Source organism: Streptomyces sp. ISL-94 (assembly GCF_018614075.1).
Classification (GTDB): Bacteria; Actinomycetota; Actinomycetes; order Streptomycetales; family Streptomycetaceae; genus Streptomyces.
In genome coordinates this window covers 1-25,042 of record NZ_JAGGOZ010000111.1, presented here as the reverse complement: position 1 = coordinate 25,042, position 25,042 = coordinate 1, and the positions used below count along the sequence as shown (strand labels likewise).

Genomic DNA, 25,042 nt, shown 5'->3' with positions numbered 1-25,042 from the left:
GTGCGGGGCTTTTCTGCGTTCAGGGCGCGGACGGGCTCCTGTAGGGTCAGAGGGCATCGTTCTACTTTTCTACAGCACAGTGGAGGCCCCCGGGTGGAGGTCCAGGAGACTCGGGTTCAGACTGACCGAATTTTCACCATTCCGAACGTCCTGAGCATGGCTCGCCTCGTCGGCGTGCCCGTGTTCCTGTGGCTGATCCTGGCGAAGCACGACGGGTGGGCCCTGGCCGTCCTCATGCTCAGCGGGGTCAGTGACTACCTCGACGGGAAACTCGCACGCCGCTGGAATCAGATCAGCAGCCTCGGCCGGCTGCTGGATCCGGCCGCGGACCGGCTGTACATCCTGTCGACGCTCTTCGGCCTGACGTATCGCGAGATTCTGCCCCTGTGGCTCACCGGAGCGCTCCTGGCGCGCGAACTGATGCTGCTGGTCATGGTGTGGATCCTGCGCCGCCACGGCTATCCGCCGCCGCAGGTCAACTTCCTCGGCAAGGCCGCCACCTTCAACCTGATGTACGCGTTCCCCTTGCTGCTGCTCAGTGACGGCACGGGCTGGTTGGCCTGGACGGGCGCAGTTTTCGGATGGGCGTTCGCGGGATGGGGTACAACCCTCTATTGGTGGGCAGGAATCCTTTACGTGGTCCAAGTCCGTCGTCTCGTGAAGGCGGACGCCACGGCCGATTGAGCCCGCCGGGCGCCGGATGACGCGGAAGGTTGCGGAGTCACCGCCGGAGATGCGGGTGAGGTCGGCCCGACCGTCGTCTCTCAAGGAGGACTCTTCCGACATGAAGGCCGTCGTGATGGCCGGTGGCGAAGGTACGCGCCTTCGCCCTATGACCTCGAGCATGCCCAAGCCGCTCCTGCCGGTGGCCAACCGGCCGATCATGGAGCACGTGCTCAGGCTGCTCAAGCGGCATGGGCTCAATGAGACCGTGGTCACCGTGCAGTTCCTGGCGTCGCTCGTCAAGAACTACTTCGGGGATGGCGAAGAGCTCGGAATGGAGCTCACCTATGCCAACGAGGAGAAGCCACTCGGCACCGCCGGCAGCGTGAAGAATGCCGAGGAGGCCTTGAAGGACGATACGTTCCTTGTCATCTCCGGCGATGCGCTCACCGACTTCGACCTCACCGATCTCATCCGCTTCCACAAGGAGAAGGGCGGCCTCGTCACCGTCTGCCTGACCCGCGTGCCGAATCCGCTGGAATTCGGCATCACCATCGTGGACGAGGAAGGAAAGGTCGAGCGTTTCCTGGAGAAGCCGACCTGGGGGCAGGTCTTCTCCGACACCATCAACACCGGCATCTACGTGATGGAGCCGGAGATCTTCGACTACGTCGACGCGGATGTCTCGGTGGACTGGTCCGGAGACGTCTTCCCGCAGCTGATGAAGGAAGGCCGGCCGATCTACGGCTACGTCGCCGAGGGCTACTGGGAGGACGTCGGCACGCACGAGAGCTACGTCAAGGCGCAGGCCGACGTGCTCGAGGGCAAGGTCCAGGTCGAGATGGACGGCTTCGAGATCTCCCCCGGAGTGTGGATCGCCGAAGGAGCCGAGGTCAGCCCTGACGCGGAGCTGCGCGGGCCCCTGTACATCGGGGACTACGCCAAGGTCGAGGCGGGAGCCGAGATCCGCGAGCACACCGTCGTAGGGTCGAACGTCGTCGTCAAGAGCGGGGCCTTCCTGCACAGGGCCGTCGTCCACGACAACGTGTACATCGGCCCCCACAGCAATCTCCGCGGCTGCGTCATCGGGAAGAACACCGACATCATGCGGGCCGCGCGGATCGAGGACGGCGCCGTCATCGGCGACGAGTGCCTCGTCGGTGAGGAATCGATCGTCCAGGGGAACGTCCGGGTCTACCCGTTCAAGACCATCGAGGCCGGCGCCTTCGTCAACACCTCGGTGATCTGGGAGTCCCGCGGACAGGCACATCTGTTCGGGGCCCGCGGGGTCTCCGGAATCCTCAATGTGGAGATCACCCCGGAGCTCGTGGTCCGGCTCGCCGGCGCCTATGCGACGACCCTGAAGAAGGGGGCGATCGTCACCACGGCCCGTGACCACTCCCGGGGCGCCAGAGCGCTCAAGCGGGCTGTGATCTCCGCGCTCCAGGCCAGTGCCATCGACGTACGGGACCTGGAGAACGTACCGCTGCCCGTGGCGCGGCAGCAGACCGCGCGGGGCAGTGCCGGCGGGATCATGCTGCGGACCTCGCCCGGGGTGCCGGACTCGGTGGACATCATGTTCCTGGACGAGCGGGGCGCGGACCTCTCGCAGGCGGGGCAGCGCAAGCTGGACCGCGTGTACGCGCGTCAGGAGTACCGGCGGGCGTTCCCCGGCGAGATCGGCGACCTGCAGTTCCCCTCCAGCGTCTTCGACTCCTACACGGGCTCGCTGCTGCGGCAGGTGGACACGACGGGGATCGGCGACGCCGGGCTCAAGGTCGTCGTGGATGCCTCCAACGGCAGTGCCGGCCTTGTGCTGCCCAGCCTGCTGGGCCGGCTCGGCGTGGACGCGCTGACGATCAATCCCGGGCTCGACGAGTCCCGGCCGACGGAGACCACCGAGTCCCGGCGGGCCGGGCTGGTGCGGCTCGGGGAGATCGTGGCCTCGGCCAGGGCCGCTTTCGGTGTGCGTTTCGACCCGGTGGGCGAGCGGATCTCCCTGGTCGACGAGCGCGGGCGGATCATCGAGGACGACCGCGCGCTGCTGGTGATGCTCGACCTGGTGGCCGCGGAGAAGCGGAGCGGCAAGGTGGCGCTGCCGGTGACCACGACGCGGGTCGCCGAGCAGGTGGCGGCTTACCACGGCACGCAGGTGGAGTGGACGACGACCTCGCCCGACGATCTGACGCGGGTGGGCCGGGCGGAGGACACCATCTTCGGTGGAGACGGCCGGGGCGGGTTCATCGTTCCCGAGTTCAGCAGTGTCTTCGACGGGTCGGCGGCCTTCGTGCAGCTGCTCGGGCTGGTGGCGCGGACGCAGCTCACGCTGAGCCAGATCGACGCCCGCATCCCGCGGGCCCACGTGCTCAAGCGGGACGTGCCGACGCCTTGGGCGGTGAAGGGGCTCGTGATGCGCCGGGTCGTGGAGGCGGCCGGCGACCGGACGGTGGACACCACCGACGGGGTGCGGGTCGTGGAAGCCGACGGACGCTGGGCGCTGGTCCTGCCCGATACGGCGGAGGCGGTCACCCACCTGTGGGCCGAGGGTCCCGACGACGCCTCGGCGCAGGCCCTGCTCGACGAGTGGGCGGCCGTGGTGGACGGCGCCGGGCACTGAGTGCAGGGAGCTGAGCTGCGTATGACCTAAGTGCGGCCGACCGGGCGCGGGGCAGTCCCCGGGCCCTGTCGGCCGGACGGGTGCATTCGGTGTGTGCGGCGCCGACATGCGACGATGTGCGACATGTCGCAGCCGCCCCACAACCGGAGTTCGGCGTTCCCTCCGCCCGCGCGCCCGGACGCCTCCATGTCGCTGCTGACGCACGTGATGGACCACAGTCTCGACGAGGGCTATGCGGAGGCCGCGGCCCGGCGCGAGGCGGAGGGGACGGCTGGGCTGCCCCGCACCCTCAAGGCGAAACTGGCGCTCGCCGCCGGGCTCGTGTTCGCCGCCATGGTCGTCACGCTCGGAGCCGCCGAGGCGCGGGTGGCCGCGCCGGTGCTGGCCAAGGAGCGTCAGGAACTGATCGACCGGGTGGAGCGGGCCGGTGAGCGCGCGGACGGTCTGGAGCGGGACATCGAGCGCCTGCGGACGAATGTCGCCGACCGCCAGCGGGCCGCGCTCAAGCAGCCGGGCGGGGGGCAGGGCGATCTCGTGGCGCTGCTGGCCGGTGCCACGGAGGTCCGGGGGCCCGGGATCAAGCTGGTGGTGGACGACGCGAAGGGCGCCTCCTCGGGCGGCGGAGGCGGTCCGCGCGAGAGCGCCGGCTTCTCGGACACCGGCCGGCTCCGCGACCGCGATATGCAGAAGATCGTCAACGGGCTGTGGCAGTCCGGGGCAGAGGCCGTCTCGATCAACGGGCAGCGGCTGACGGCGCTCTCGGCCATCCGGGCCGCGGGTGACGCGATACTGGTCGACAACAGGCCGCTGGCGCCGCCGTACGAGGTGCTGGCGGCGGGGGACAAGAAGCGGCTCGGCACCGCTTTCCAGGACTCGGCGGACGGCCAGTACCTGCACGTTCTCCAGGAGAGCTACGGGATCCGCTACACCCTGTCCGCCGCGGACGAGGTGCGGCTGCCCGCCGCGTCGAGTCTGACCGTACGTACAGCTACAGCAGCAGAGCAGCAGAAGGGTGCATCGTGATCGCGGTACTGGGCCTCGTGGCCGGAGTGGTGGTCGGGCTTCTGGTCCGGCCCGAAGTGCCGGCCGTGGTGGAGCCATATCTGCCGATCGCCGTGGTGGCGGCGCTGGACGCGGTGTTCGGCGGTCTGCGCGCGATGCTGGACGGCATCTTCGTGGACAAGGTCTTCGTGGTGTCGTTCCTGTCGAACGTGGTCGTGGCCGCGCTGATCGTCTTCCTCGGTGACAAGCTGGGCGTGGGCTCGCAGCTGTCCACGGGCGTGGTCGTGGTCCTCGGCATCCGCATCTTCTCCAACGCCGCGGCCATCCGCCGGCACGTGTTCCGGGCGTGAGGCCGATGAGTACGAGCGACACCCCGCCCGAGCGTCCCGAGGGGCAGGATGCCTCCGGCGCGGCCGTTCCCCCGGTCCCGCCCGTTCCCCCGGTGCCCGCCGCGCCGCCGGCCGACGTGCCGGAGCCGCCCGAGCAGACCGGCCGGCAGCGGCTCGCGGCCGGGCTGTGGCCGCCGCGGGTGAGCCGGGCCCAACTGATCGTCGCGCTGCTGCTGTTCGTCCTGGGCCTGGGCCTTGCCATCCAGGTCCGGTCGAACAGCGACTCCAGCGCGCTGCGCGGGGCCCGTCAGGAGGACCTCGTACGGATCCTCGACGAGCTCGACGGGCGGACCAAGCGCCTGGAGGACGAGAAGCAGCAGCTGGAGGATCAGCGCAAGGAGCTGGAGAGCAGCTCCAATCAGGCCGAGGAGGCCCGCAAGCAGACCGTGGAGAAGGAGCGCCAACTCGGCATCCTGGCCGGTACGGTGGCAGCGCAGGGCCCGGGCATCACGCTGAAGATCACCGATTCCAAGGGCCAGGTGCGGTCCGACCAGCTGCTGGACACGCTTCAGGAGCTGCGGGCGGCCGGGGCCGAGGCGATCCAGATCAACGGCGTGCGCATCGTGGCGGGCTCGTACTTCTCGGACGAGGGCGACGGGGTCGGGATCGACGGTAAGAAGATCACACAGCCTTACGAGTTCCGGGTGATCGGCAAGGCCCAGGATCTGGAGCCGGCGCTCAACATCCCCGGCGGTGTCGTCCAGACGTTGGAGAAGGAACAGGCCACCGTCACCGTCACACGGTCGGCGAAGATCGTTGTGGACGCCTTGCGGGCTGCGAAGCAGCCTGACTACGCTCGGTCGTCATCGTGAGGAAACGGAGCGGAAAGCGGACCGGCTCACGCGGGCGGATGCCTGCGGGGGGTCGGCGCACCGAAGTCGCGGTGCGTGGTGGAAACTGTCTGGTGGTTACGGACGTTGTGAGGATGTCCGGATCGGCAGGTGTGTGTATTCGGAGTTCGTCCTGCCCCACGGGCGGGTCTGTTTCGGTCAAGGGGAATCGCCCGTGAAGTGGTTTGAGAAGTTGTTCGGCAAGAAGAACCGTGAGGAAAGCGGTGCGGCACGTCACCGCGCCGGGGACGGTGATGTGGAAGGGCAGGGCGACCGGCCGCTCTTCCGGGACGAGGTCGCGGGCGCCGGCGACCATTCGGGCGCGTACGGCGCGTCGTCTGTTGACCCTGCTGGTACCGGACGCATAGGTTTCGGTGAACCATCAACCTCAAGTACGGGTGGAGGGTTTGCCTCCGACCCGTATGCCACCAATGCCTCCGCGGGGCAGCCGCGGCGCGAGGAGCCGTCCATGTCGGCCGAGCAGGTTTGCAGCAGGTGCGGACACCGCAGCGATGCGGCCAGTCGGTTCTGCTCCAACTGCGGGGCGCCGCTGCGGGCGGGTCTGACGCCGGAGCGTGCTTCGGAGACCACGTCCACCATCTCGATCTCGGGCCTCGAGGCCTATGAGGCCGAGGTATCGGGACAACAGCACGTGTCGTCCTCGCTGTCCCCCGAGGCCCAGGCCGCGGTGGAGGCGCTGCCCCCGGGTTCCGCCCTGCTCATCGTGCGGCGCGGCCCCAACTCGGGCAGCCGCTTCCTGCTGGACGGAGAGCTGACCACGGCGGGCCGGCACCCGCAGAGCGACATCTTCCTGGACGACGTCACCGTCTCCCGGCTCCATGTCGAATTCCGCAGGAGCCAGGACGGCGGCTTCACCGTCTCCGATGTCGGCAGCCTCAACGGCACGTATGTGAACCGTGAGCCGATCGACTCCGTGGCCCTGCACAACGGCGACGAGGTGCAGATCGGCAAGTACCGGCTGGTCTTCTACGCGAGCCTGCGGGGCGTCTGACCCTCCCCCCGACTCCGTCCGGGGGGATCCCCAGAGGGAAGGTCCCATGCTGCGTACCCCCACCGGCGGTGCCCCGAAGAACGGCACCGCCGGTACCGCGGGCTCGGCCGGGCGGCTGGTGAGCATCGGCACGGTGCTCACCACGCTGCGTGACGAGTTTCCCGAAGTCACGATCTCCAAGATCCGTTTCCTGGAGGCGGAGGGGCTCGTCGAGCCCAGGCGCACACCCTCCGGATACCGCAAGTTCAGCACCGAGGACGTGGAGCGGCTGGCCCGCATCCTGCGTCTGCAGCGCGATCACTATCTCCCGCTGAAGGTCATCCGCGAGCAGCTCGACGCGCTCGCCCGCGGTGAGCAGATCCGTATCCCGGCGCCCACCGCGCACGCGGATGCCGTTGATCCCACGAGCCCCGCGGCCGTCTACGGCGAGGTGGGCCGGGAGCGGCCGACCGTGGCCCGGGTGGGCCGCGCCGAGCTGCTCGCAGCGGCCGGCGTCGACGAGGTCCAGCTGGTCGAGTGGGAGTCGTACGGGCTGCTCACCGAGGCGCCGGGCGGCGGATTCGACGCCGAGGCCGTCACCGTGGCCCGGCTGGTCGCCGATCTGGGGCGGTTCGGGCTGGAGCCGCGGCACCTGCGCGCGATGAAGGCTGCCGCGGACCGGGAGGCGGGCCTGGTGGAGCAGGTCGTGGCGCCGCTGCGGAGGCACCGCAACCCGCAGACCAGGGCACATGCCGAGGCGACCATGAAAGAACTCGCGGGACTCTCCGTACGGCTCCACGAAGCCCTTGTGCAGACGGCCCTCGGGGTCCGCCTGCCGTGATGGAGGGGGCCCCGACTACCCAAACCGGCCGGGCAGGTCCTAGGGTTACTGTGTGAACGAGCTCGACGTTGTGGGTGTCCGGGTGGAAATGCCCTCGAACCAACCGATCGTGCTCCTGCGTGAAGTGGGAGGCGACCGGTACCTCCCCATCTGGATCGGTCCAGGGGAGGCGACCGCCATTGCCTTCGCGCAGCAGGGGATGGCCCCTGCCCGGCCGCTGACGCACGACCTGTTCAAGGACGTGCTGGAGGCGGTCGGCGAGGAGCTCACCGAGGTCCGGATCACGGATCTGCGGGAGGGCGTCTTCTACGCGGAGCTCGTCTTCGCCAGCGGGGTCGAGGTGAGCGCGCGGCCTTCCGATGCCATAGCCCTGGCCCTGCGGACGGGGACTCCGATCTACGGCAGTGACGGCGTGCTCGACGACGCCGGGATTGCCATTCCCGACGAGCAGGAGGACGAGGTGGAGAAATTCCGCGAGTTCCTCGACCAGATCTCGCCAGAGGACTTCGGCACCGGCCCGCAGCAGTGAGGCGCTGAGGCGCCGGACGCGTCAATCACGTCGGTTGTGTTCGGCTGTGTCGTCCACGGGGAAGTTTCAGCCCATTCGAGTAGCCTTTCCCCGGAAACGGATACGGGAAACCACTCTCAGGGTGATTATCACTCGGCGTGCCGAGTGTGGCGATCGTTGACGCACCCCTGGTGACTGCCTACCTTCAAGGTGGCAGGTCAAGGACGGAGGGTCGGCGTGAGGATCACGGGCGACGGTACGACCGGGGGCATCCCCGTACGGAGTGACGGTGGACCGTACCCGCTGCACGGCAGCGCGGTGGGTTCCGCGCGCCGTCAGCCGGAGTCGACACCGGTCGGACCGGTGGGCGGCGACCCGGCGCCCGAGCAGATCGGCTACCGCGGGCCGACCGCGTGTGCCGCGGCCGGCATCACGTACCGGCAGCTCGACTACTGGGCGCGGACCGGGCTGGTGGAGCCGAGTGTGCGGGCGGCCTACGGCTCGGGCACGCAGCGGCTGTACAGCTTCCGCGACGTCGTGGTCCTCAAGATCGTCAAGCGCTTCCTCGACACCGGAGTGGCGCTCCAGAACATCCGTACGGCCGTGCAGCACCTGCGTGACCGCGGGTTCTCGGACCTCGAGCGGATGACGCTGATGAGCGACGGCGCCACCGTGTACGAGTGCACCTCGCCGGACCAGGTCGTGAGCCTGCTCCAGGGCGGGCAGGGCATCTTCGGCATCGCCGTGGGCGTGGTCTGGCGCGATGTCGAGAGCGCGCTGTCGCAGCTGCACGGGGAGCGCGTGGACACCGGCGAGACCCTGGTCGGGCACAACCCGGCCGACGAGCTGGCCGCCCGCCGCAACCGGGCCGTGTGACCTGCGAGCCGACGATCACCGCGTTGTCAGTGGCGTAGGGCAGCATCGGGGTGTGAGAGCCGCGCCGACCATCCTGCATCTGGACATGGATGCCTTCTACGCCTCCGTCGAGCAGGCGTCGAAGCCCAGCCTGCGCGGGAAGGCCGTCATCGTCGGCGGGCTCGGGCCGCGGGGGGTCGTCGCCACCGCCTCCTACGAGGCCAGGCGCTTCGGGGTGCATTCGGCGATGCCGATGGCGCAGGCGCGGCGGCTCTGCCCGAACGGTGCCTGTCTGATTCCGCGTTTCAGCCTGTACCGCGAGGTCAGCGACGTGGTGATGGCCCTGCTGCGGGAGCTGTCGCCGCTGGTGGAGCCGCTCAGCCTGGACGAGGCGTTCGTGGACCTGGAGGCGGGCGGCACCGCCTTCGACGCGCAGACCGCCCGGGTGACGGGGGAGCGGCTGCGGGCGGACATCCGTGCCGCCACGGGGCTCAGCGGGTCGGTGGGGCTGGCCGGGTCCAAGATGCTGGCCAAGGTGGCGTCCGAGGAGGCCAAGCCGGCCGGTCTGCTGCTGATCGAGCCGGGTACCGAGCGGGAGCTCCTCGCGCCCATGTCGGTGCGGACCCTGCCCGGGGTGGGGCCGGCCACCGGTGAGCACCTGCGCCGCGCCGGGATCACCACGGTGGGGGACCTGGCGGAGGCCGGCGAGGACGAGCTGGTCCGGATGCTGGGGCGCTCGCACGGCGTGGGGCTGTACCGGATGGCACTGGGGCTGGACGACCGGCCCGTGGTCGCGGAGCGGGACGCGAAGTCGGTGTCGGTGGAGGACACCTTCGACGTGGACCTGCACGACCGGGTGCGGATCCGGGGCGAGGTGCAGCGGCTCGCCGACCGGTGCGTGCAGCGGCTGCGGGGGGCCGGGCATTCGGGGCGCACGATCGTGCTGAAGGTGCGGCGGTACGACTTCTCCACCCTGACGCGGTCGGAGACCCTGCGGGGGCCCACGGACGACCCCGCGGTGGTGCGGGAGGCGGCCGCGCGGCTGCTGGAGGGTGTGGACACCACGGGCGGGGTGCGGCTGCTGGGGGTGGGGGTGACCGGGCTGGCGGACTACACCCAGGAGGATCTGTTCGCCCAGGCGCTGGCCGCAGAGACGCCGGCCGCCGGGACGGTCGCCGAGGCGGCACCCGAGGCGGCACCCGGGGTGGTCGCCGCCGAGGCGGGCGGGGCCGGTGGAGGGAACGGGTCGGAGGGTTCGCAGCCGGGCAGTGCGCCTACCGCGGTCGGCGGGGGCGCGCCGGAGGCCCTGGCGCCCCCGGGCCGGGCGCCGGGGCCGGAGAGCCGCCCCGAGGGCCCCGGCGAAGCGGAACCCGTGCCCGAGCGGCGGTGGCCGGCCGGGAGCGACGTAAGGCATGCGGTGTACGGGGCCGGGTGGGTGCAGGGCAGCGGGGTCGGGCGGGTGACCGTACGGTTCGAGCAGCCCGGATCGCCGCCCGGCCGGGTGCGGACCTTCCGGGTGGAGGACGCCGATCTGGAGCCGTCCGATCCGCTGCCGCTGGTGGGGGACGCGGAGCCGGACGGGCAGCCGACGGGGACCTAGCTAGGTGCTGTCGTCGCCGGCCAGGTGGCCGAAGTCGCGCTGGAAGTCCGTCGGGAGGGTCACGTCCAGGCCGTAGTGGTGGTAGAGCTGCAGCTCCTGTTCGGGGGAGAGGTGGCGCCCGACGCCGAAGTCCGGAGCGTCCTTGATGAGGGAGCGGTCGAAGGGCACCCGAAGGGTGTCGCCCACCAGCTCGCTGGGCTCCAGCGGCACGAAGGCGTCCCGGCTGAAGAGGCCCGTGCGGACGGCGGCCCATTCCGGGACGCCCGTGGCATCGTCGAGGTAGACCTCGTCGACGGTGCCGATCTTGGTGCCGTTGCGGTCGAACGCCTTGCGGCCGATCAGGCTGCGCGGATCGATGTCGGTCTGCACGGTCCCTCCAAATGGTCGCAACTCCTCCGTAAGCACTACAGAAGTGCATATCGGGAAAGCAGGCCACTCGGGGAGTGTCCAAATCCTCGCTGGTAGGCTGGGTGATGGCTGTCGACCCTGTGCGGGAGAGTCCTCCGAGTGAGCGTGACGGAGGCGCCGAAGGAGCAAATCCTCCCCGGAATCTCTCAGGCATACGTACCGCACGGACGAGGCCACTCTGGAAAGCAGGGGCGGGTACCGGGCGCGCAGTGCCGGTTCCCCTCCTCACCGACGGTGAAAGCCGGATCGCGCAGGTGACCCCTGTGAGGCCCGGTGAAACTCTCAGGTTGAGATGACAGAGGGGGAGGCCGTCCGGGTGCCCGCGCCGTGGTGCCCCTCGCAGGTCATACGACCAGGAGGCCTCCGTCATGACCGCCAACCGCATTCCGCTCTCCCAGCTGGAGCGAGGCATCCCCTTCGAGCAGCGCCACATCGGCCCGGATGCCGAGGCGCAGGCGAAGATGCTCGCCCAGGTGGGCTACGGCTCCCTGGACGAACTGACCGCCGCGGCGGTGCCGGATGTCATCAAGACCGCAGAAGCGCTGAACCTGCCCGAGGCGCGCACCGAGGCCGAGGTGCTCGCCGAGCTGCGCTCCCTCGCCGACCGCAACCAAGTCCTCTCCTCGATGATCGGTCTCGGCTACTACGGGACCTTCACCCCGCCGGTGATCCTTCGCAACGTCATGGAGAACCCGGCCTGGTACACGGCGTACACCCCGTACCAGCCGGAGATCTCGCAGGGCCGCCTCGAGGCGCTGCTGAACTTCCAGACCGTCGTCGCCGACCTCACCGGGCTGCCGACCTCTGGTGCCTCGCTGCTCGACGAGGGCACCGCGGCCGCCGAGGCCATGTCGCTCGCCCGCCGCGTGGGCAAGGTGAAGGACGGCGTCTTCCTGATCGACGCCGACGCGCTGCCGCAGACCATCGCCGTCATCGAGACCCGCGCCGAGCCGACCGGTGTCGAGGTCGTCGTCGCCGATCTCAGTGAGGGCATCCCGGCCGAGATCGCCGAGCGCGGTGTCTTCGGCGTCCTGATCCAGTACCCGGGCGCCTCCGGTGCCGTACGGGAGATCAAGCCGCTCATCGACCAGGCGCACGAGCTCGGTGCCATCGTCACCGTCTCGGCCGACCTGCTCGCCCTGACCCTGCTGACCTCCCCTGGCGAGCTGGGCGCGGACATCGCCGTCGGCACCACGCAGCGCTTCGGCGTTCCGATGGGCTTCGGCGGACCGCACGCCGGCTACATGGCCGTGCAGGCCAAGCACGCCCGTTCGCTGCCGGGCCGCCTCGTCGGCGTCTCCGTGGACGCGGACGGCAACAAGGCCTACCGCCTGGCGCTGCAGACGCGCGAGCAGCACATCCGCCGCGAGAAGGCCACCAGCAACATCTGTACCGCTCAGGTGCTGCTGGCCGTCATGGCCGCCATGTACGCCGTCTACCACGGCCCGGACGGCCTGCGCACGATCGCCCGCCGGACGCACCGCTACGCGGCCCTGCTCGCGGCGGGTCTCCAGGCCGGGGGCGTGGAGATCGTGCACGGCTCGTACTTCGACACGGTCACGGCCCGCGTGCCGGGCCGTGCGGCCGAGGTCGTCGCCGCCGCCCGCGGGCGCGGGGTCAACCTCTTCCAGGCCGACGCCGACCTCGTCTCCGTCGCCTGCGACGAGACCACCCTGCGCGCCGACATCGAGGCCGTCTGGGCTGCCTTCGGCGTGAGCGCGGACATCGAGGCCCTCGACGGGACCACGGACGACACCCTGCCCGAGGGCCTGCTGCGCTCGGACGCGTACCTCACCCACCCGGTCTTCCACCAGCACCGCTCCGAGACCGCGATGCTGCGCTACCTGCGCAAGCTCTCGGACAAGGACTACGCGCTGGACCGCGGCATGATCCCGCTGGGCTCCTGCACCATGAAGCTCAACGCGACCACCGAGATGGAGCCGGTCACCTGGCCCGAATTCGGCCAGCTGCACCCGTTCGCCCCCGTGGAGCAGGCCGAGGGGTACCTCACGCTCATCACCGAGCTGGAGGAACGTCTCTGCGAGGTCACCGGCTACGACAAGGTCTCCATCCAGCCGAACGCCGGCTCCCAGGGTGAGCTCGCCGGTCTGCTGGCCGTCCGCGCCTACCACCGCGCGAACGGCGACGAGCAGCGCACCGTCTGCCTCATCCCGTCCTCCGCGCACGGCACCAACGCCGCCAGCGCCGTGATGGCCGGCATGAGGGTCGTCGTCGTCAAGACCGCCGACGACGGCGAGGTGGACGCGGACGACCTGCGCGCCAAGATCGACCAGTACCGCGACGAGCTCGCCGTGCTGATGATCACCTACCCCTCCACGCACGGTGTGTTCGAGGAGCACGTCGCCGACATCTGCGCCCAGGTGCACGACGCCGGCGGCCAGGTCTACGTGGACGGCGCCAACCTCAACGCCCTGGTGGGCCTGGCCAAGCCGGGTCACTTCGGCGGCGACGTCTCGCACCTGAACCTGCACAAGACCTTCTGCATCCCCCACGGCGGCGGCGGTCCGGGCGTCGGCCCGGTCGGCGTCCGGGCGCACCTGGCCCCGTACCTGCCGAACCACCCGCTCCAGCCGACCGCCGGTCCGGAGACGGGCGTCGGCCCGATCTCGGCGGCGCCGTGGGGCTCGGCGGGCATCCTGCCGATCTCGTGGTCGTACGTGCGCCTCATGGGCGGCGAGGGCCTCAAGCGCGCCACCCAGGTCGCGGTGCTCGGTGCCAACTACATCGCCAAGCGCTTGGAGCCGCACTACCCGGTGCTCTACACCGGGCCGGGCAACCTGGTCGCGCACGAGTGCATCATCGACCTGCGCCCGCTGTCGAAGGCGACGGGCGTGAGCGTGGACGACATCGCCAAGCGCCTGATCGACTACGGCTTCCACGCGCCGACGATGTCCTTCCCGGTCGCGGGCACGCTGATGATCGAGCCGACGGAGTCCGAGGACCTCGCCGAGATCGACCGGTTCTGCGACGCGATGATCGCCATCCGCGGCGAGATCGAGCGGGTCGCGGCCGGCGAGTGGCCGGTGGACGACAACCCGCTGGCCAACTCCCCGCACACGGCGGCGGCGCTGGGCGGCGAGTGGAACCACCCGTACACCCGTGCCGAGGCCGTCTTCCCGGGCGGGGTCACGGCCGCCGAGAAGTACTGGCCGCCGGTGCGCCGCATCGACGGTGCGTTCGGCGACCGCAACCTGGTGTGCTCCTGCCCGCCGTTGGACGAGTACGACAACTGATCCGTGTGATGTGACGGCATGAGCGAGGGGCCGGTCCGGGGAGGTTCTCCCGGGCCGGCCCCTTCGTCATTGCTCCCGTCGGCTAGGCCGCCGCGAGCGGGCGGTGCGGTGCGATGATCTGGCCGTCGGGCAGCAGCTCACCGGTGTCCTCGAAGAGCAGGACGCCATTGCACAGCAGGCTCCAGCCCTGTTCCGGGTGGTTGGCCACGGGGTGCGCGGCCTCCCGGTCGGCGGAGTCGGCTGACGGGCAGGCTGGCTGGTGCTGGCACATGGATGCGTTCTTTCGCTGCGGTGTGGTCTGCGTGCTACGGCTCGATGCGTGGTTCATGGCCGTCCCCCTGGGTCATCCCCGCACCTGCGGGGAGCTTGTCATCAGTCTTCCCCCACGACAGCTGCTTCGCAGGCATTTCCCGCCAGCTGTCCTCATAGATTGATGACGCATCACTCGTGCGGGCGGTTCAGGCCAACTCCCCTGTCCTTTCGGATGGTTCGCCAGTGGCCCGAGCGGGCTAGGCCGAATGGGCAACTCGGGCCACCGGGCAGGTCAGGCGGCCGGCGCGGCCAGCGAGGGCGGGACCGGCGCCGTCGCGGGAGTCAGCCGGCGGGTCAGTACGGGCAGCAGCTCGGAGACGGAGTGCGGCCGGTACGCGGCGATGCCGGGCGGGGCCGGGGCCAGGGGCACCAGCAGGTCCTCGCCGGCGGGCAGGCCGGCGGAGGCGTCGGCGCCGACCGCCCCGTGCAGCCACAGGGTCAGCATGTACAGCTCCGGTACGGACAGCAGGCGGGGCTGGTAGCTCGTGCCGAGCGATTCCGCCTGGCGCAGCGCGCGCTCGGTGGCGGCGACGTAGGGGCCCTCGAAGAAATGGGAGAAGGCCCAGCCGTCCGGTGTCAGGCGGGTGTCGGCGGCCGCGACATAGCGGTCGCCGCTGCGGATCAGGAACCGCCAGCCCGTGAGCCGGGTACGGGGCGGCCGGCCGCCGGCCGCCAGGCCCGACATGGTCAGCCGGTCGAGGACGTGCACCGGGAGGGGGAGCTCGGCGGTCATCGGCCCCTGGAGCGCGCGCAGGGCCGGGGTGTGCGCCTCATGGACGGCGGTGGGGGAACCGAGTGCCGCGAGGACGCTGCGCAGGGCGGGCGCGGGAGCCGGAGGGACATGCAGCGGCATGGTGGGTCGCCTCTCACTTGGGAGACCGGTGGAACGGGGGCAGGTGCGGACGGGGCTGTCGCATTCTGGGGCCAGAGGGGGGCTGAGGGGCAATGGCCGCGCGCCAACTCTCTGCCTCGTTTGCGGAGTTTATACGACATGTGTTCACGCAGTGTTTCGTCTAGCTGTCCCGCCTATTGCCGACAAGGCGCTTACCGGTCCCGCTGACATGGCTTTCATGCCGGATCTGCGCGAACATGTCGCCCTGACCTCGGAGGTTACCGGACGGGGGCTCGGCTGGAAAGCATCGGTGATTTGGAAGGGGCAAAGTCGAGGGGGAATGTGCGGGCGGAAAATTGCCAGGTGAATGTGCCGAAGCTCCCTTCGGCCAAACCGGCGCGCGCTCCTCGCCACTCGCGCCCCCCAGGGCGTTATGGATCACGCTGCCGGGGCATCATCGACCGTAACGCGCGCCTGGGTGTCCCGTGCCAGGCCCACTCGAGGAGGGACGCTTCGATGGGGGAGAAGGTCGTGGCAGGCGGATTCGACCTGTCCGATCGGCAGCGGTATCGAAGGAAGCTTCACGAGTGCCTGGAGGGACTGGAGCGACTTCTGGCGGAGAAGAGGTTCGATCGCCCGAAGAACCTGATGGGACTGGAGATCGAGCTGAATCTCGCGGGTGCCGACGGTTTGCCGAGAATGGTGAATGCGCAGGTGCTGGAGCGGATTGCGAGCCCCGATTTCCAGACGGAGCTGGGAATGTTCAACCTGGAGGTGAACGTCCTTCCCCACCGGCTCGGCGGCCGGGTATTCGACCAGCTGGCCGAGGAACTCAGCGCGGGGCTCGGCTACGCCCACCGGCAGGCCGCGGAGATCGATGCCGGCGTGGTGATGATCGGCATTCTTCCGACGATCTCCCGCGAGGACCTGGTCACCGCCAACCTGTCGGCGGTCGACCGCTACTCGCTGCTCAACGAGCAGATCCTGATGATGCGCGGGGAGGACTTCACGCTCGACATCGACGGCGTCGAGCGGCTCGTGTGGACCTCCGGGTCGATCGTGCCCGAGGCCGCCTGTACCTCCGTACAGCTCCATCTGCAGGTGACTCCGGCGCGTTTCGCGGACGTGTGGAACGCGGCGCAGGCGGTGACGGCCGTGCAGATAGCCGTCGGCGCCAATTCGCCCTTCCTGTTCGGGCACGAGCTGTGGCGGGAGTCGCGGCCGCCGCTGTTCACGCAGGCCACGGACACCCGGCCGCCCGAGCTCCAGGCCCAGGGTGTGCGCCCGCGCACCTGGTTCGGGGAGCGCTGGGTGGATTCGGCGTACGAGCTCTTCGCGGAGAACGTGCGCTACTTCCCCTCTCTGCTGCCGATCTGCGACGAGGAGGAGCCGCTGCGGGTCCTCGCGGAGGGCGGGGTGCCGGGGCTCCAGGAGCTGGTGCTGCACAACGGCACCGTCTACCGGTGGAACCGGCCGGTGTACGGGGTCGCCGACGGGGTGCCGCACCTGCGGGTGGAGAACCGGGTGCTGCCCGCCGGGCCCACGGTCGCCGATGTCGTCGCCAATGCCGCCTTTTACTACGGGCTCGTACGCACCCTCGCGGACGAGCCGCGCCCGGTGTGGACGCGGCTGCCGTTCGCCGAGGCGGAGGCCAACTTCGACGCGGCCTGCCGGTACGGGATCGACGCGCGGCTGCGGTGGCCGCGCCGGGGGCGGGGCGGCGGGCTGGCCAGTGTGCCCGCCGTACGGCTGGTCCTGGAGGAGCTGCTGCCGATGGCGGCGGCCGGCCTGGACGCCTGGGGCATCGAGCCCGCGGACCGGGACCGCTACCTCGGCATCATCGAGGAGCGCTGCCGGCGGCGGGTGAACGGGGCGACCTGGCAGGTGGACACCTACCACCGGGCCCTGGCGGGCGGGCTGGCGCGGGAAGAGGCACTGGCCGCGACCACTCGGCGCTACAGCGAGCTGATGCACAAGGGCGACCCCGTGCACACCTGGCCCGTGGGGCTGGGAGAGGAGGTGGTGATCCCCGGCCGGCGCGGGACCTGAGCGGCCGCCGGTCCCGTCAACCCGCCGCGATGATCCCCCCGGGCCGCCGAGGAGGCAGTATGGGGAGGTCGGAAACGGAATTTCGCCCTGCGATGGCGCAGCGGGATGGCGGGACGGGAGTCGGGCGTGCGCACGGAGCCGGAGCCGGTGGTCGTGGAGCTGGGCGAGGACGGGCGGCGCGGGGTCCTGCGCGCCGAGACGCTGCTCGTGCTGGCGCTGTCGCTGGGCGCGAGCGGGGTCTCGGCGCTGATCAGCTTCATCGGCTCGCTCACCAAGCCGGGCGGGCTCAAGGACCAGGCCGCCACGCTCAACGGCTCCTACGCCCCCGGCCGGCCCTGGCTGGACCTGGCCTGGCAGCTGTTCGGCATCGGTACCGCGCTGGTCCCCGTCCTCCTGGTGGCGCACCTGCTGACCCGCGAGGGCGTGCCGGGGCTGCGGGTGCTGGGCTTCGACCGCACCCGGCCCGTGTGGGACCTGGGGCGCGGGGCCCTCGTGGCGGCCGGGATCGGGAGCGCGGGGCTGGTGTTCTACCTGGGCGCCCGGGCCACCGGCTTCAACCTCACGGTGGTGCCGGAGGCGCTGCCCGACGTGTGGTGGAAGTTCCCCGTCCTGGTCCTCTCCGCGGTGCAGAACTCCGTGGTGGAGGAGGTCATCGTGCTGGCCTACCTGCTGCGGCGGCTGGACCGGCTGGGCTGGTCGCCGATGGCCGCGCTGCTGGCCAGTTCGGTGCTGCGCGGCTCGTACCACCTCTACCAGGGCATCGGCGGCTTCATCGGCAACGTGGTGATGGGCGTCGTCTTCGTGCTGGCCTACCGCCGCTGGGGCCGCGTGGGGCCGCTCGTCGTCGCGCACGCGCTGCTCGACATCGTGGCCTTCGGCGGGTACGCGCTGCTCGCGGGCAAGGTGGGCTGGCTGCCGACGCCCTGACCGGCCCGGTCAGGGGCTGGTGAGCAGTTCCCCGTCGAGGACGGTGACCGCGTGACCGGTCAGGAGCGTCCGCTCGCCGGCCAGGGTGACCCGGACCAGGCCCTGGCGGGCTCCGCCCTGGAGACCGGTCAGTTCGTTGCGGCCCAGGCGGCTCGCCCAGAAGGGGGCGAGCGCGGTGTGCGCGCTGCCGGTGACGGGGTCCTCGTCGATGCCGAAGGCGGGGAAGAAGCCGCGGGAGACGAAGTCGTACCCGCGGGAGGGGTCCTCGGCGGGCGCGGTGACGATCACCCCCCGCCTGGCGAAGGCGCGCAGGGCGGCGTGGTCCGGCTCCAGCTCGCGCACGGTGTTCTCGTCGGCGAGCTCGACGAGGAGGTCGCCGATGTGCGGGGCGGTGTCGTGCACGGAGAGGATCGGGGCGCCGCCGAGCGCGTGGTCCACCGCGGTCGGTGCCGGGACCGGGGTGAGGGACGACGTCGGGAAGTCCATGGTGACCGTGCCGTCCTCGGCGGCCTCGGCCGTGAGGATGCCGCAGCGCGCGGCGAACCGGATCAGGCCCGTGGCCCTCCCGCTGGTCGCCAGTACGTGCGCGGTGGCGAGGGTGGCGTGGCCGCACATGTCGACCTCGGCGGCCGGGGTGAACCAGCGCAGCGCCCAGTCGGCTTCCCCGCCCGGCGGCAGGGGGTGCGCGAAGGCGGTCTCGGAGAGGTTCATCTCGGTGGCGACCTGCTGGAGCCAGGTGTCCGGCGGGAACGAGCCGTCCAGGAGCAGGACGGCGGCGGGGTTCCCGCTGAAGGGGCGGTCGGTGAAGGCGTCGACGATTCGGATGCGCATGCCCCGACGGTAGGGGTCCTCCTTGATCACGGACAAAGGCCAATCCGGGGTGAGTGGCCTTGCGAGGTTGATGTAGCGCCCGGCGGAGCGGTCCAGGGCCTCCCGCGGCCGGCACAGCACACACCTGTAGGCCTATCGCCCGGAAGTGCGGCCGCCAATCCTCCAAGGTGTGCAATCGGCGCGACTGTCGATGACGCATCCCGATATATCGTTGACACATCGCGAGCGGTCATCGATAGTGGAGAACATCGGAGAACCGATGAAGCGACGACGATGTGGCGAAAGGAGCGCAGTCATGCGTTCACACGGACAGCACGGACACGACCACGGGCATGAGCACGGACGGGGCCACGGCCACTGCGGGCCCGACCGTCGGGAGGAGTTCAGGGGGCTGCGCGCCGCTTTCGGGCCGTTCGGGCCGCCCTTCGGCGGCGGGCCCTTCGGAGGACGCGGCGGGCGCGGCGGAGGGCGCGGCCGGGCCCGGCGGGGCGATGTGCGCGCCTCGATCCTGGCGCTGCTCGCCGACCGGCCGATGCACGGCTACGAGATGATCCAGGAGATCGGCGAGCGCAGCGGCGGAGCCTGGAAGCCCAGCCCCGGCTCGGTCTACCCGACCCTCCAGCTGCTGGAGGACGAGGGCCTGATCACCAGCGCGAGCGACGGCGGCAAGAAGCTGTTCACGCTCACCGACGCGGGCCGCGCCGAGGCCGAGTCGGGCCCCGATGCCCCCTGGGCCGATGCGGGGCGCGGCTTCGACTTCGAGGCGATGCACGAGATCCGGACGGCCGGCGTCGGCCTGATGGAGGCCTTCGGGCAGGTCTTCAAGACAGGCTCGCCCGAGCAGCGGGAGAAAGCCCTCGCCGTCATCAACGACGCCCGCAAGAAGCTCTATCTGATCCTCGCCGACGAGCACTGAGTGTGCCCGGCCTGCACGCAGCGCGCCCCGCGGGTCTTCCCGCGGGGCGCGCTGTCGTCGGCAGGGGTGTGAACGGGCAGGTCAGGGCCGGGCAGGTCAGGTGACCAGGCCGGCCAGCTTGCGGAGTGATTCGTTCAGCGCGGCGGTGGCCGAGTCCTTGAGCTTGCCCGCCATGAGGGACACGGCGGCTCCGGTGAACTCGCCGTCGATGCGGACGGTGGTGGCCCCGCCGTCCGGGATCAGGGTGTACCGGGTCAGCACGGCCACACCCATCGGGCCCTTGCCGGTGATGGCGAAGACGCGCTCGTCCTCCAGCTCCGAGACGGTCCAGACGACCTCGGCGGGGAAGCCCATCATCTTCATGTTCTCGGCGAAGGCGGAGCCGACCGCGAGGGTCTCCGGGCCGCCCTTCGGGAAATTGGTGTGGGTCATGCTCCACTGGCCGTACGCGTCCCAGTCCGTCAGCTGGGACCAGACCTTCGCGGCGGGCGCCTCGATGCGTGATTCCGCGGTGACTTCGGCCATGCGACCACCCCTTCTCGTCGGGTACGTGCGGCGGAACGTAGCCCCGGCGGGCGGAACATTCAATACTGACGACCAGTCAGATATCGCAGGCCGGCGCCCGCGGTGTCGGGTGCATCTCAACAGGTGTCATGTCTGTGACGGTCCTGACCGGGCCCTGCCATGATGGCCCGATGCAAGCGACAGGGAAAAACGCCGGACTGGGGCTCGCCCTGGTCTCGGCGTTCGCTTTCGGTGGTTCCGGAGTGGCGGCCAAGCCGCTGATCGAGGCGGGACTGGACCCCCTCCACATGGTCTGGCTCAGGGTGGCCGGGGCAGCGCTCGTGCTCTCCCCGCTGGCCTGGCGCCACCGCGATCTCGTGCGGCGCAAGCCCGCCCTGCTGGCGGGTTTCGGTCTCGTCGCCGTCGCGGGCGTGCAGGCCTTCTACTTCGCCTCCCTGTCCCGGATCCCCGTCGGCGTGGCCCTGCTGCTGGAGTACCTCGGGCCGGCGCTGCTGCTGGGCTGGATCCGCTTCGTGCAGCGCAAGCCCGTGACGCGGGGCGCCGCGGCCGGCGCCGCCGTGGCCGTCGTCGGCCTGGCCTGCGTGGTCGAGATCTGGGCCGGGCTGAGCCTGGACCTGCTCGGCGTGCTGTTCGGTCTCGCCGCCGCCTGCTGCCAGGCCTTCTACTTCGTCTTCGCCGACCAGGGGACCGACGGCGACGACGTACCCGACCCGCTCGGGGTGATCGCGTACGGCATGATCGTCGGCGCCCTGGTGATGACGGCGATCGCCCGGCCGTGGGAGATCGACTGGCGGGTGCTGGAGGGTCAGGCCTCGGTCGGCGGGACGATGATGCCCGCGCCCGTGCTGCTCGGTTGGGTGGTGCTGGTCGCGACCGTCTTCGCCTACCTGACCGGCGTGGTCTCGGTGCGCAAGCTGTCCCCGCAGGTCGCGGGCGTGGTGGCCTGCCTGGAGGCGGTCGTCGCCACCGTGCTCGCCTGGATCCTGCTCGGCGAGCACCTTTCGACCTGGCAGATCGTCGGCGGCGGCCTGGTGCTCGGGGGCGCCTTCATCGCGCAGTCCTCCCGGCCGACCCCGCCGGCCGCCGCCGATCCGGCCGTGCTGGACCGCGAGAGGACCACCGCATAGGGTGGCGATCATGCCGTCGACCGTGCTTCCGCCTCCCGCCGCCTAGCGCGGGCGGCCCCTCCACGAAACCCACCCGGCCCGGGGAGTTCCCGGGCGGGTGCGCGCTGTCCGCGAAGCGATGACCTTCCTCTTTCATCCTTCACGCATGCGCGGAGACATCTCGTGTCGAACGTTTCGCCCGCTGCCGGGCGCAGTCTGCTGTACCTCGTCGTCGCCGGAGCCGCCTGGGGCACCGCCGGGGCGGCCGCCTCCCTCCTCTTCCTCGCCAGTGACCTCGGTCCGCTCGCCCTGTCCTTCTGGCGGTGCGCGGGCGGGCTCGCGGTGCTGCTGGGGGTGTTCGCCGTACGCCGGCCCCGCCCCGTTCTCGGCCGGGCACGGCCTTCGGCGGGGTCCCTGATCGCGACCGGGCTGATGTTCACGCTCTTCCAGGCCGCCTACTTCGCCGCCGTGCGCGAGACCGGACTCGCGGTCGCCACCGTGGTCACCCTGGGCGCCGGGCCCGTGCTCATCGCGCTCGGGGCGCGGTACTGGATGGGCGAGCGGCTCGGGCGCGGGGGCGCGGCCGCCGTCGCGGGAGCGCTGGCCGGGCTGGCCGTCCTGGTCCTGGGCAGCGGGGGAGGTGACGTGCGCCCGATCGGCGTCGGCTGGGCGCTGCTGTCGGCCGCCGGATACGCGGCGATGACGCTGCGGGCCCGCTGGCTCGGGCAGCGCGGGGCGGGCGGTGATCCCCTCGTCACCACCGCCTGGTCGGTCGGGGTGGGCGCGGTGTGCCTGCTGCCGCTCGCCGCCGTGGAGGGACTGCTGCCGCACACCGCCGAGATCGGGCGGGTGCTCTGGCTGCTGGTGTACGTCGCGACCGTGCCGACGGCGCTGGCGTACGCGCTCTACTTCACCGGGGCCGCCGCCGTACGGGCCGCGACCGTGTCGGTGATCATGCTGATCGAGCCGGTGAGCGCGGCGGTGATCGCCGTCCTGCTGCTCGGGGAGCGGCTGACCGGCGCCGTGGTGCTGGGCACCGTACTGCTGCTGGCGGCGGTGGGGGCGCTGATCGCGGCGGAGGCGGGGAGGCCGGCGGGCGGGCGGGCCGGTGAGCAGGCCGGCCGGCCCGCCGCCGTTGCGCGGCGGTCTCAGAGCGCGGCGAGGTAGCCCGGGGTGGCGATGCCGGGGCCCAGGTCCGCGGCGGGTACGGGGGTTCCGTACGCCGGCGCGACCGGGACCACGCCCGCCCAGTAGGGCAGGTCCATGTCCTCGGCATCGTCGTTCGGCCCGCCCGTACGGATCTTCGCAGACACCTCGGTGAGGTCCAGGCGGATCACCGCGGTGGCCGCGAGTTCCTTGCTGTTGGCGGGCCGGGAGTCCGCGGAGCGGCCCGGAACGACGTGGTCCACGAGGGCGTCGAGCGCCATCCGGCACTCCTCCTCGTCGGTGACCTGGTAGGCGGTGCCGTGGACGACCACCGAGCGGTAGTTGAGCGAGTGGTGGAAGGCCGAGCGGGCCAGCACCAGGCCGTCGACGTGGGTCACGGTCACGCAGACCGGCAGGCCCGGGTCGGCCTTGCCGGCCGCGAGGAGGGGGCGGGAGCCGGTGGAGCCGTGGATGTAGAGGGCTTCACCGACCCGGCCGAAGAGCGTGGGCAGGACCACCGGCGCGCCGTCGCGGATGAAGCCGAGGTGGCAGACGTAGGCCTGGTCGAGTATCGAGTGCACCGTCTCGCGGTCGTAGCGGGCCCGCTTGGGGGAGCGCGTCGGGACCGTGCGGTCGGTGGGCGCGTACGCGTCGGTGACAGACGTGGCGGTCATGCTGCGAACTCCATTGCATTAGTGCATACTGTGTTTTGTGCTAGAAGACTATCGGATCAGAGGGCGCCGCGCATCCGAGATCGCGGCGAGTGTCGAAGAGGGTGTGGGCTCGGGGGCGCTCGCGCCGGGAGCGCTGTTGCCGCCGATGCGGGAGCTGGCGGGTGAGCTGGGGGTGAATCCCAACACCGTGGCGGCCGCGTACCGGACCCTGCGCGAGCGCGGGGTCATCGAGACCGACGGGCGGCGCGGCAGCCGGGTGCGGGCCCGCCCGGCGAGCGCCCCGCGCGACGCGCTGCGCACGGCCGTGCCCGCGGGCGTACGCGACATCACCGCGGGCAACCCCGACGCGTCGCTGCTGCCCCCGCTGGACCGGGCGCTGGCGGCGGCCGCCCGGCGGTCCGCGCAGGCGCCGACCCTCTACGGGGAGGACCCGGTCGCCCCGGAACTGGCGCAGCTGGCCCGGGCCGACCTCGACGCCGACGGGGTGCCGGAGGGGCCGATCGCGCTGACCTCGGGCGCGCTGGACGGGATCGAGCGGGTGCTGGCCGCCCACCTGAAGCCGGGAGACGCCGTCGCGGTCGAGGACCCGGGGTGGGGCAACGTGCTGGACCTGATGCCGGCCCTCGGGCTGCGGATCCTGCCGGTGGCGGTGGACGACGACGGTCCGCGCCCCGAGGCGGTGGCCCGGGCGCTGGCGGCCGGGGCGCGCGCGCTGCTGGTGACCGCCCGCGCGCAGAACCCGACCGGGGCGGTGGTGAGCGCGGAGCGGGCGGCTCGGTTGCGGGCCCTGCTGGCGGAGCATCCCGGGGTCCTGGTCGTCGACGACGACCACGGGCACGGGATCGTGGACGAGCCCCTGCACCCGCTGGGCGGGGTGACCCGGCACTGGGCGCTGATCCGGTCGGTGGCGAAGGCGTACGGCCCGGACCTGCGGCTGGCGGTGCTCACCGGTGATCCGGTGACGCTGGACCGGGTGCGCGGGCGGCAGCGGCTGGGGCCGGGGTGGGTGAGCCGGCTGCTCCAGTACGCGGTGGTGGAGCTGTGGACCTCGGGGGCGGTGGACCGGACCGCGGTGGCCCGCTCATACGGGGAGCGGCGCGACGGGCTGGTGGCGGCGCTGGCGGAGCGGGGTGTGCGGGCCCACGGGCGCAGCGGGCTGAACGTGTGGGTGCCGGTGGCGGACGAGACGGGGGCTGTGACGCGGCTGCTGGCCGCCGGGTGGGCGGTTTCGGCGGGGGCCCGGTTCCGGGTCGAGTCCCCGCCGGGCGTGCGGCTGTCGGTGTCCCTGCTCACGCCGGCCGATGTGCCGCGGCTGGCGGACGCCGTCGCCGAGGCGGTCCGGCCGGGGACGCCGGGGGTCCGCTACGACTGACCCCCGTGAGCCCGTGGTCCGGTTTGGCCGGCCGAACCGGCCGAACCGGTCGACCGGTCAGCCGGTGACCTCGACCAGGCTGACCAGGGTGAGCATGCACCCGGCCAGGGTGATCACCGTCCCGAGGAGGCGGTACAGGGCGCTGGACATGCGCCGTGGGGCGGGCCCGAGGTCGCCGCGGGCCCGCATGCGCATCTGCGTGTTGGTCTCGGCCATGCGCTCCAGCGCCACGGCCGAGCCGCGGATGTTCAGCGCGACCCAGCCGCCTCCGATGACGGCGGTCAGGCCGAAGGCCAGGAGAAAGACGCCGATGCCCATGTGATGCCCCCCAAGGCGGTGTGTGGTGATCGCCGGGAGGTTAGCACTGGTCAGACCAATGCCGGTGAGTTAGCGA

Annotated in this window: 24 protein-coding genes and 1 riboswitch; of the genes, 17 read left to right on the top strand and 7 right to left on the bottom strand. The window is 71.3% G+C overall.

Features of this window, described 5'->3' with window-relative positions:
- Positions 1-93: 93 nt before the first annotated feature.
- From J7E94_RS28990 to J7E94_RS28945, 10 genes are all read left to right on the top strand, one after another.
- The gene (locus J7E94_RS28990; protein WP_215019768.1) at positions 94-684 is read left to right on the top strand and encodes a CDP-alcohol phosphatidyltransferase family protein; all 591 of its coding nucleotides are present in this window, start codon (positions 94-96) and stop codon (positions 682-684) included.
- A 100-nt stretch (positions 685-784) separates the two neighbouring features.
- The gene (locus tag J7E94_RS28985; RefSeq protein WP_215019767.1) at positions 785-3,280 is read left to right on the top strand and encodes a mannose-1-phosphate guanyltransferase; all 2,496 of its coding nucleotides are present in this window, start codon (positions 785-787) and stop codon (positions 3,278-3,280) included.
- Between the two features lie 114 nt (positions 3,281-3,394).
- Complete coding sequence (locus J7E94_RS28980; RefSeq protein ID WP_215019766.1) at positions 3,395-4,303, top strand: DUF881 domain-containing protein; 909 nt, start codon at positions 3,395-3,397, stop codon at positions 4,301-4,303.
- On the top strand, positions 4,300-4,632 hold the full coding sequence (locus J7E94_RS28975) for a small basic family protein (RefSeq protein WP_030158423.1): 333 nt from the start codon (positions 4,300-4,302) through the stop codon (positions 4,630-4,632). Before J7E94_RS28980 ends, J7E94_RS28975 begins: the two co-directional genes overlap by 4 nt.
- 5 nt (positions 4,633-4,637) lie before the next feature.
- On the top strand, positions 4,638-5,483 hold the full coding sequence (locus tag J7E94_RS28970; RefSeq protein WP_251057383.1) for a DUF881 domain-containing protein: 846 nt from the start codon (positions 4,638-4,640) through the stop codon (positions 5,481-5,483).
- Positions 5,484-5,568: 85 nt separating this feature from the next.
- Positions 5,569-6,513, top strand: a complete 945-nt coding sequence (locus J7E94_RS28965) for an FHA domain-containing protein (protein ID WP_215019770.1) — start codon at positions 5,569-5,571, stop codon at positions 6,511-6,513.
- A gap of 46 nt (positions 6,514-6,559) precedes the next feature.
- On the top strand, positions 6,560-7,333 hold the full coding sequence (locus tag J7E94_RS28960; protein ID WP_215019764.1) for a MerR family transcriptional regulator: 774 nt from the start codon (positions 6,560-6,562) through the stop codon (positions 7,331-7,333).
- A gap of 52 nt (positions 7,334-7,385) precedes the next feature.
- Complete coding sequence (locus J7E94_RS28955; protein WP_042812692.1) at positions 7,386-7,862, top strand: bifunctional nuclease family protein; 477 nt, start codon at positions 7,386-7,388, stop codon at positions 7,860-7,862.
- Between the two features lie 216 nt (positions 7,863-8,078).
- Positions 8,079-8,717 (top strand): MerR family transcriptional regulator, encoded by a 639-nt coding sequence (locus tag J7E94_RS28950; RefSeq protein ID WP_215019763.1) that lies wholly within the window; start codon positions 8,079-8,081, stop codon positions 8,715-8,717.
- Positions 8,718-8,769: 52 nt separating this feature from the next.
- A complete protein-coding gene (locus J7E94_RS28945) occupies positions 8,770-10,296 on the top strand; it encodes a DNA polymerase IV (RefSeq protein WP_215019762.1) in 1,527 nt (508 codons plus the stop codon).
- Here J7E94_RS28945 and J7E94_RS28940 read toward each other — a convergent pair whose 3' ends face one another.
- A complete protein-coding gene (locus tag J7E94_RS28940) occupies positions 10,297-10,665 on the bottom strand; it encodes a PRC-barrel domain-containing protein (RefSeq protein WP_215019761.1) in 369 nt (122 codons plus the stop codon).
- Between the two features lie 112 nt (positions 10,666-10,777).
- A riboswitch (glycine riboswitch) is annotated at positions 10,778-10,876 on the top strand.
- 196 nt (positions 10,877-11,072) lie between these two features.
- Here J7E94_RS28940 and gcvP point away from each other — a divergent pair.
- Complete coding sequence (gcvP, locus tag J7E94_RS28935) at positions 11,073-13,958, top strand: aminomethyl-transferring glycine dehydrogenase (protein ID WP_215019760.1); 2,886 nt, start codon at positions 11,073-11,075, stop codon at positions 13,956-13,958.
- 82 nt (positions 13,959-14,040) lie between these two features.
- On the opposite strand, the gene J7E94_RS28930 is transcribed toward gcvP, so the two are convergent.
- Positions 14,041-14,229: a DUF5999 family protein gene (locus J7E94_RS28930; RefSeq protein WP_285440842.1), complete on the bottom strand. Its 189-nt coding sequence runs from the start codon at positions 14,227-14,229 to the stop codon at positions 14,041-14,043.
- A 273-nt stretch (positions 14,230-14,502) separates the two neighbouring features.
- Positions 14,503-15,123: a hypothetical protein gene (locus J7E94_RS28925; RefSeq protein ID WP_215019758.1), complete on the bottom strand. Its 621-nt coding sequence runs from the start codon at positions 15,121-15,123 to the stop codon at positions 14,503-14,505.
- Positions 15,124-15,618: 495 nt separating this feature from the next.
- Between J7E94_RS28925 and J7E94_RS28920 the strand changes: the two genes are divergently transcribed.
- Both J7E94_RS28920 and J7E94_RS28915 read left to right on the top strand, forming a co-directional pair.
- A complete protein-coding gene (locus J7E94_RS28920; protein WP_215019757.1) occupies positions 15,619-17,151 on the top strand; it encodes a glutamate-cysteine ligase family protein in 1,533 nt (510 codons plus the stop codon).
- A gap of 105 nt (positions 17,152-17,256) precedes the next feature.
- On the top strand, positions 17,257-18,078 hold the full coding sequence (locus J7E94_RS28915) for a CPBP family intramembrane glutamic endopeptidase (protein WP_251057381.1): 822 nt from the start codon (positions 17,257-17,259) through the stop codon (positions 18,076-18,078).
- A 9-nt stretch (positions 18,079-18,087) separates the two neighbouring features.
- On the opposite strand, the gene J7E94_RS28910 is transcribed toward J7E94_RS28915, so the two are convergent.
- On the bottom strand, positions 18,088-18,909 hold the full coding sequence (locus tag J7E94_RS28910; protein ID WP_215019755.1) for a PhzF family phenazine biosynthesis protein: 822 nt from the start codon (positions 18,907-18,909) through the stop codon (positions 18,088-18,090).
- 295 nt (positions 18,910-19,204) lie between these two features.
- On the opposite strand from J7E94_RS28910, the gene J7E94_RS28905 reads away from it, so the two are divergent.
- Positions 19,205-19,825: a PadR family transcriptional regulator gene (locus J7E94_RS28905; RefSeq protein WP_215019754.1), complete on the top strand. Its 621-nt coding sequence runs from the start codon at positions 19,205-19,207 to the stop codon at positions 19,823-19,825.
- Between the two features lie 96 nt (positions 19,826-19,921).
- Here J7E94_RS28905 and J7E94_RS28900 read toward each other — a convergent pair whose 3' ends face one another.
- Complete coding sequence (locus tag J7E94_RS28900; RefSeq protein ID WP_215019753.1) at positions 19,922-20,350, bottom strand: SRPBCC family protein; 429 nt, start codon at positions 20,348-20,350, stop codon at positions 19,922-19,924.
- A gap of 170 nt (positions 20,351-20,520) precedes the next feature.
- Here J7E94_RS28900 and J7E94_RS28895 point away from each other — a divergent pair, with 170 nt between their 5' ends.
- Positions 20,521-21,477, top strand: a complete 957-nt coding sequence (locus tag J7E94_RS28895) for a DMT family transporter (protein WP_215019752.1) — start codon at positions 20,521-20,523, stop codon at positions 21,475-21,477.
- A gap of 162 nt (positions 21,478-21,639) precedes the next feature.
- Positions 21,640-22,623, top strand: a complete 984-nt coding sequence (locus tag J7E94_RS28890) for an EamA family transporter (RefSeq protein ID WP_308345498.1) — start codon at positions 21,640-21,642, stop codon at positions 22,621-22,623.
- Here the strand turns inward: J7E94_RS28890 and J7E94_RS28885 are convergent.
- Entirely contained in the window at positions 22,605-23,276 is a 672-nt protein-coding gene (locus J7E94_RS28885; protein ID WP_215019751.1) for a pyridoxamine 5'-phosphate oxidase family protein, read from the bottom strand. The two genes, J7E94_RS28890 and J7E94_RS28885, sit on opposite strands and share 19 nt — an antisense overlap.
- A gap of 37 nt (positions 23,277-23,313) precedes the next feature.
- Here J7E94_RS28885 and J7E94_RS28880 point away from each other — a divergent pair, with 37 nt between their 5' ends.
- Positions 23,314-24,648, top strand: a complete 1,335-nt coding sequence (locus J7E94_RS28880; RefSeq protein WP_215019750.1) for an aminotransferase class I/II-fold pyridoxal phosphate-dependent enzyme — start codon at positions 23,314-23,316, stop codon at positions 24,646-24,648.
- 57 nt (positions 24,649-24,705) lie between these two features.
- On the opposite strand, the gene J7E94_RS28875 is transcribed toward J7E94_RS28880, so the two are convergent.
- A complete protein-coding gene (locus tag J7E94_RS28875) occupies positions 24,706-24,966 on the bottom strand; it encodes a hypothetical protein (protein ID WP_215019749.1) in 261 nt (86 codons plus the stop codon).
- Between the last annotated feature and the right edge of the window lie 76 nt (positions 24,967-25,042).

Bases quoted from the DNA above. Each gene is read 5' to 3' on its own strand.
- J7E94_RS28910 (WP_215019755.1), bottom strand. From the start codon at position 18,909: ATGCGCATCCGAATCGTCGACGCCTTCACCGACCGCCCCTTCAGCGGG.
- gcvP (WP_215019760.1), top strand. From the start codon at position 11,073: ATGACCGCCAACCGCATTCCGCTCTCCCAGCTGGAGCGAGGCATCCCC.
- J7E94_RS28980 (WP_215019766.1), top strand. From the start codon at position 3,395: ATGTGCGACATGTCGCAGCCGCCCCACAACCGGAGTTCGGCGTTCCCT.
- J7E94_RS28905 (WP_215019754.1), top strand. From the start codon at position 19,205: ATGCGTTCACACGGACAGCACGGACACGACCACGGGCATGAGCACGGA.
- J7E94_RS28895 (WP_215019752.1), top strand. From the start codon at position 20,521: ATGCAAGCGACAGGGAAAAACGCCGGACTGGGGCTCGCCCTGGTCTCG.
- J7E94_RS28985 (WP_215019767.1), top strand. From the start codon at position 785: ATGAAGGCCGTCGTGATGGCCGGTGGCGAAGGTACGCGCCTTCGCCCT.
- J7E94_RS28875 (WP_215019749.1), bottom strand. From the start codon at position 24,966: ATGGGCATCGGCGTCTTTCTCCTGGCCTTCGGCCTGACCGCCGTCATC.
- J7E94_RS28925 (WP_215019758.1), bottom strand. From the start codon at position 15,123: ATGCCGCTGCATGTCCCTCCGGCTCCCGCGCCCGCCCTGCGCAGCGTC.
- J7E94_RS28900 (WP_215019753.1), bottom strand. From the start codon at position 20,350: ATGGCCGAAGTCACCGCGGAATCACGCATCGAGGCGCCCGCCGCGAAG.
- J7E94_RS28885 (WP_215019751.1), bottom strand. From the start codon at position 23,276: ATGACCGCCACGTCTGTCACCGACGCGTACGCGCCCACCGACCGCACG.
- J7E94_RS28915 (WP_251057381.1), top strand. From the start codon at position 17,257: ATGGCGGGACGGGAGTCGGGCGTGCGCACGGAGCCGGAGCCGGTGGTC.
- J7E94_RS28920 (WP_215019757.1), top strand. From the start codon at position 15,619: ATGGGGGAGAAGGTCGTGGCAGGCGGATTCGACCTGTCCGATCGGCAG.
- J7E94_RS28930 (WP_285440842.1), bottom strand. From the start codon at position 14,229: ATGTGCCAGCACCAGCCAGCCTGCCCGTCAGCCGACTCCGCCGACCGG.
- J7E94_RS28960 (WP_215019764.1), top strand. From the start codon at position 6,560: ATGCTGCGTACCCCCACCGGCGGTGCCCCGAAGAACGGCACCGCCGGT.
- J7E94_RS28970 (WP_251057383.1), top strand. From the start codon at position 4,638: ATGAGTACGAGCGACACCCCGCCCGAGCGTCCCGAGGGGCAGGATGCC.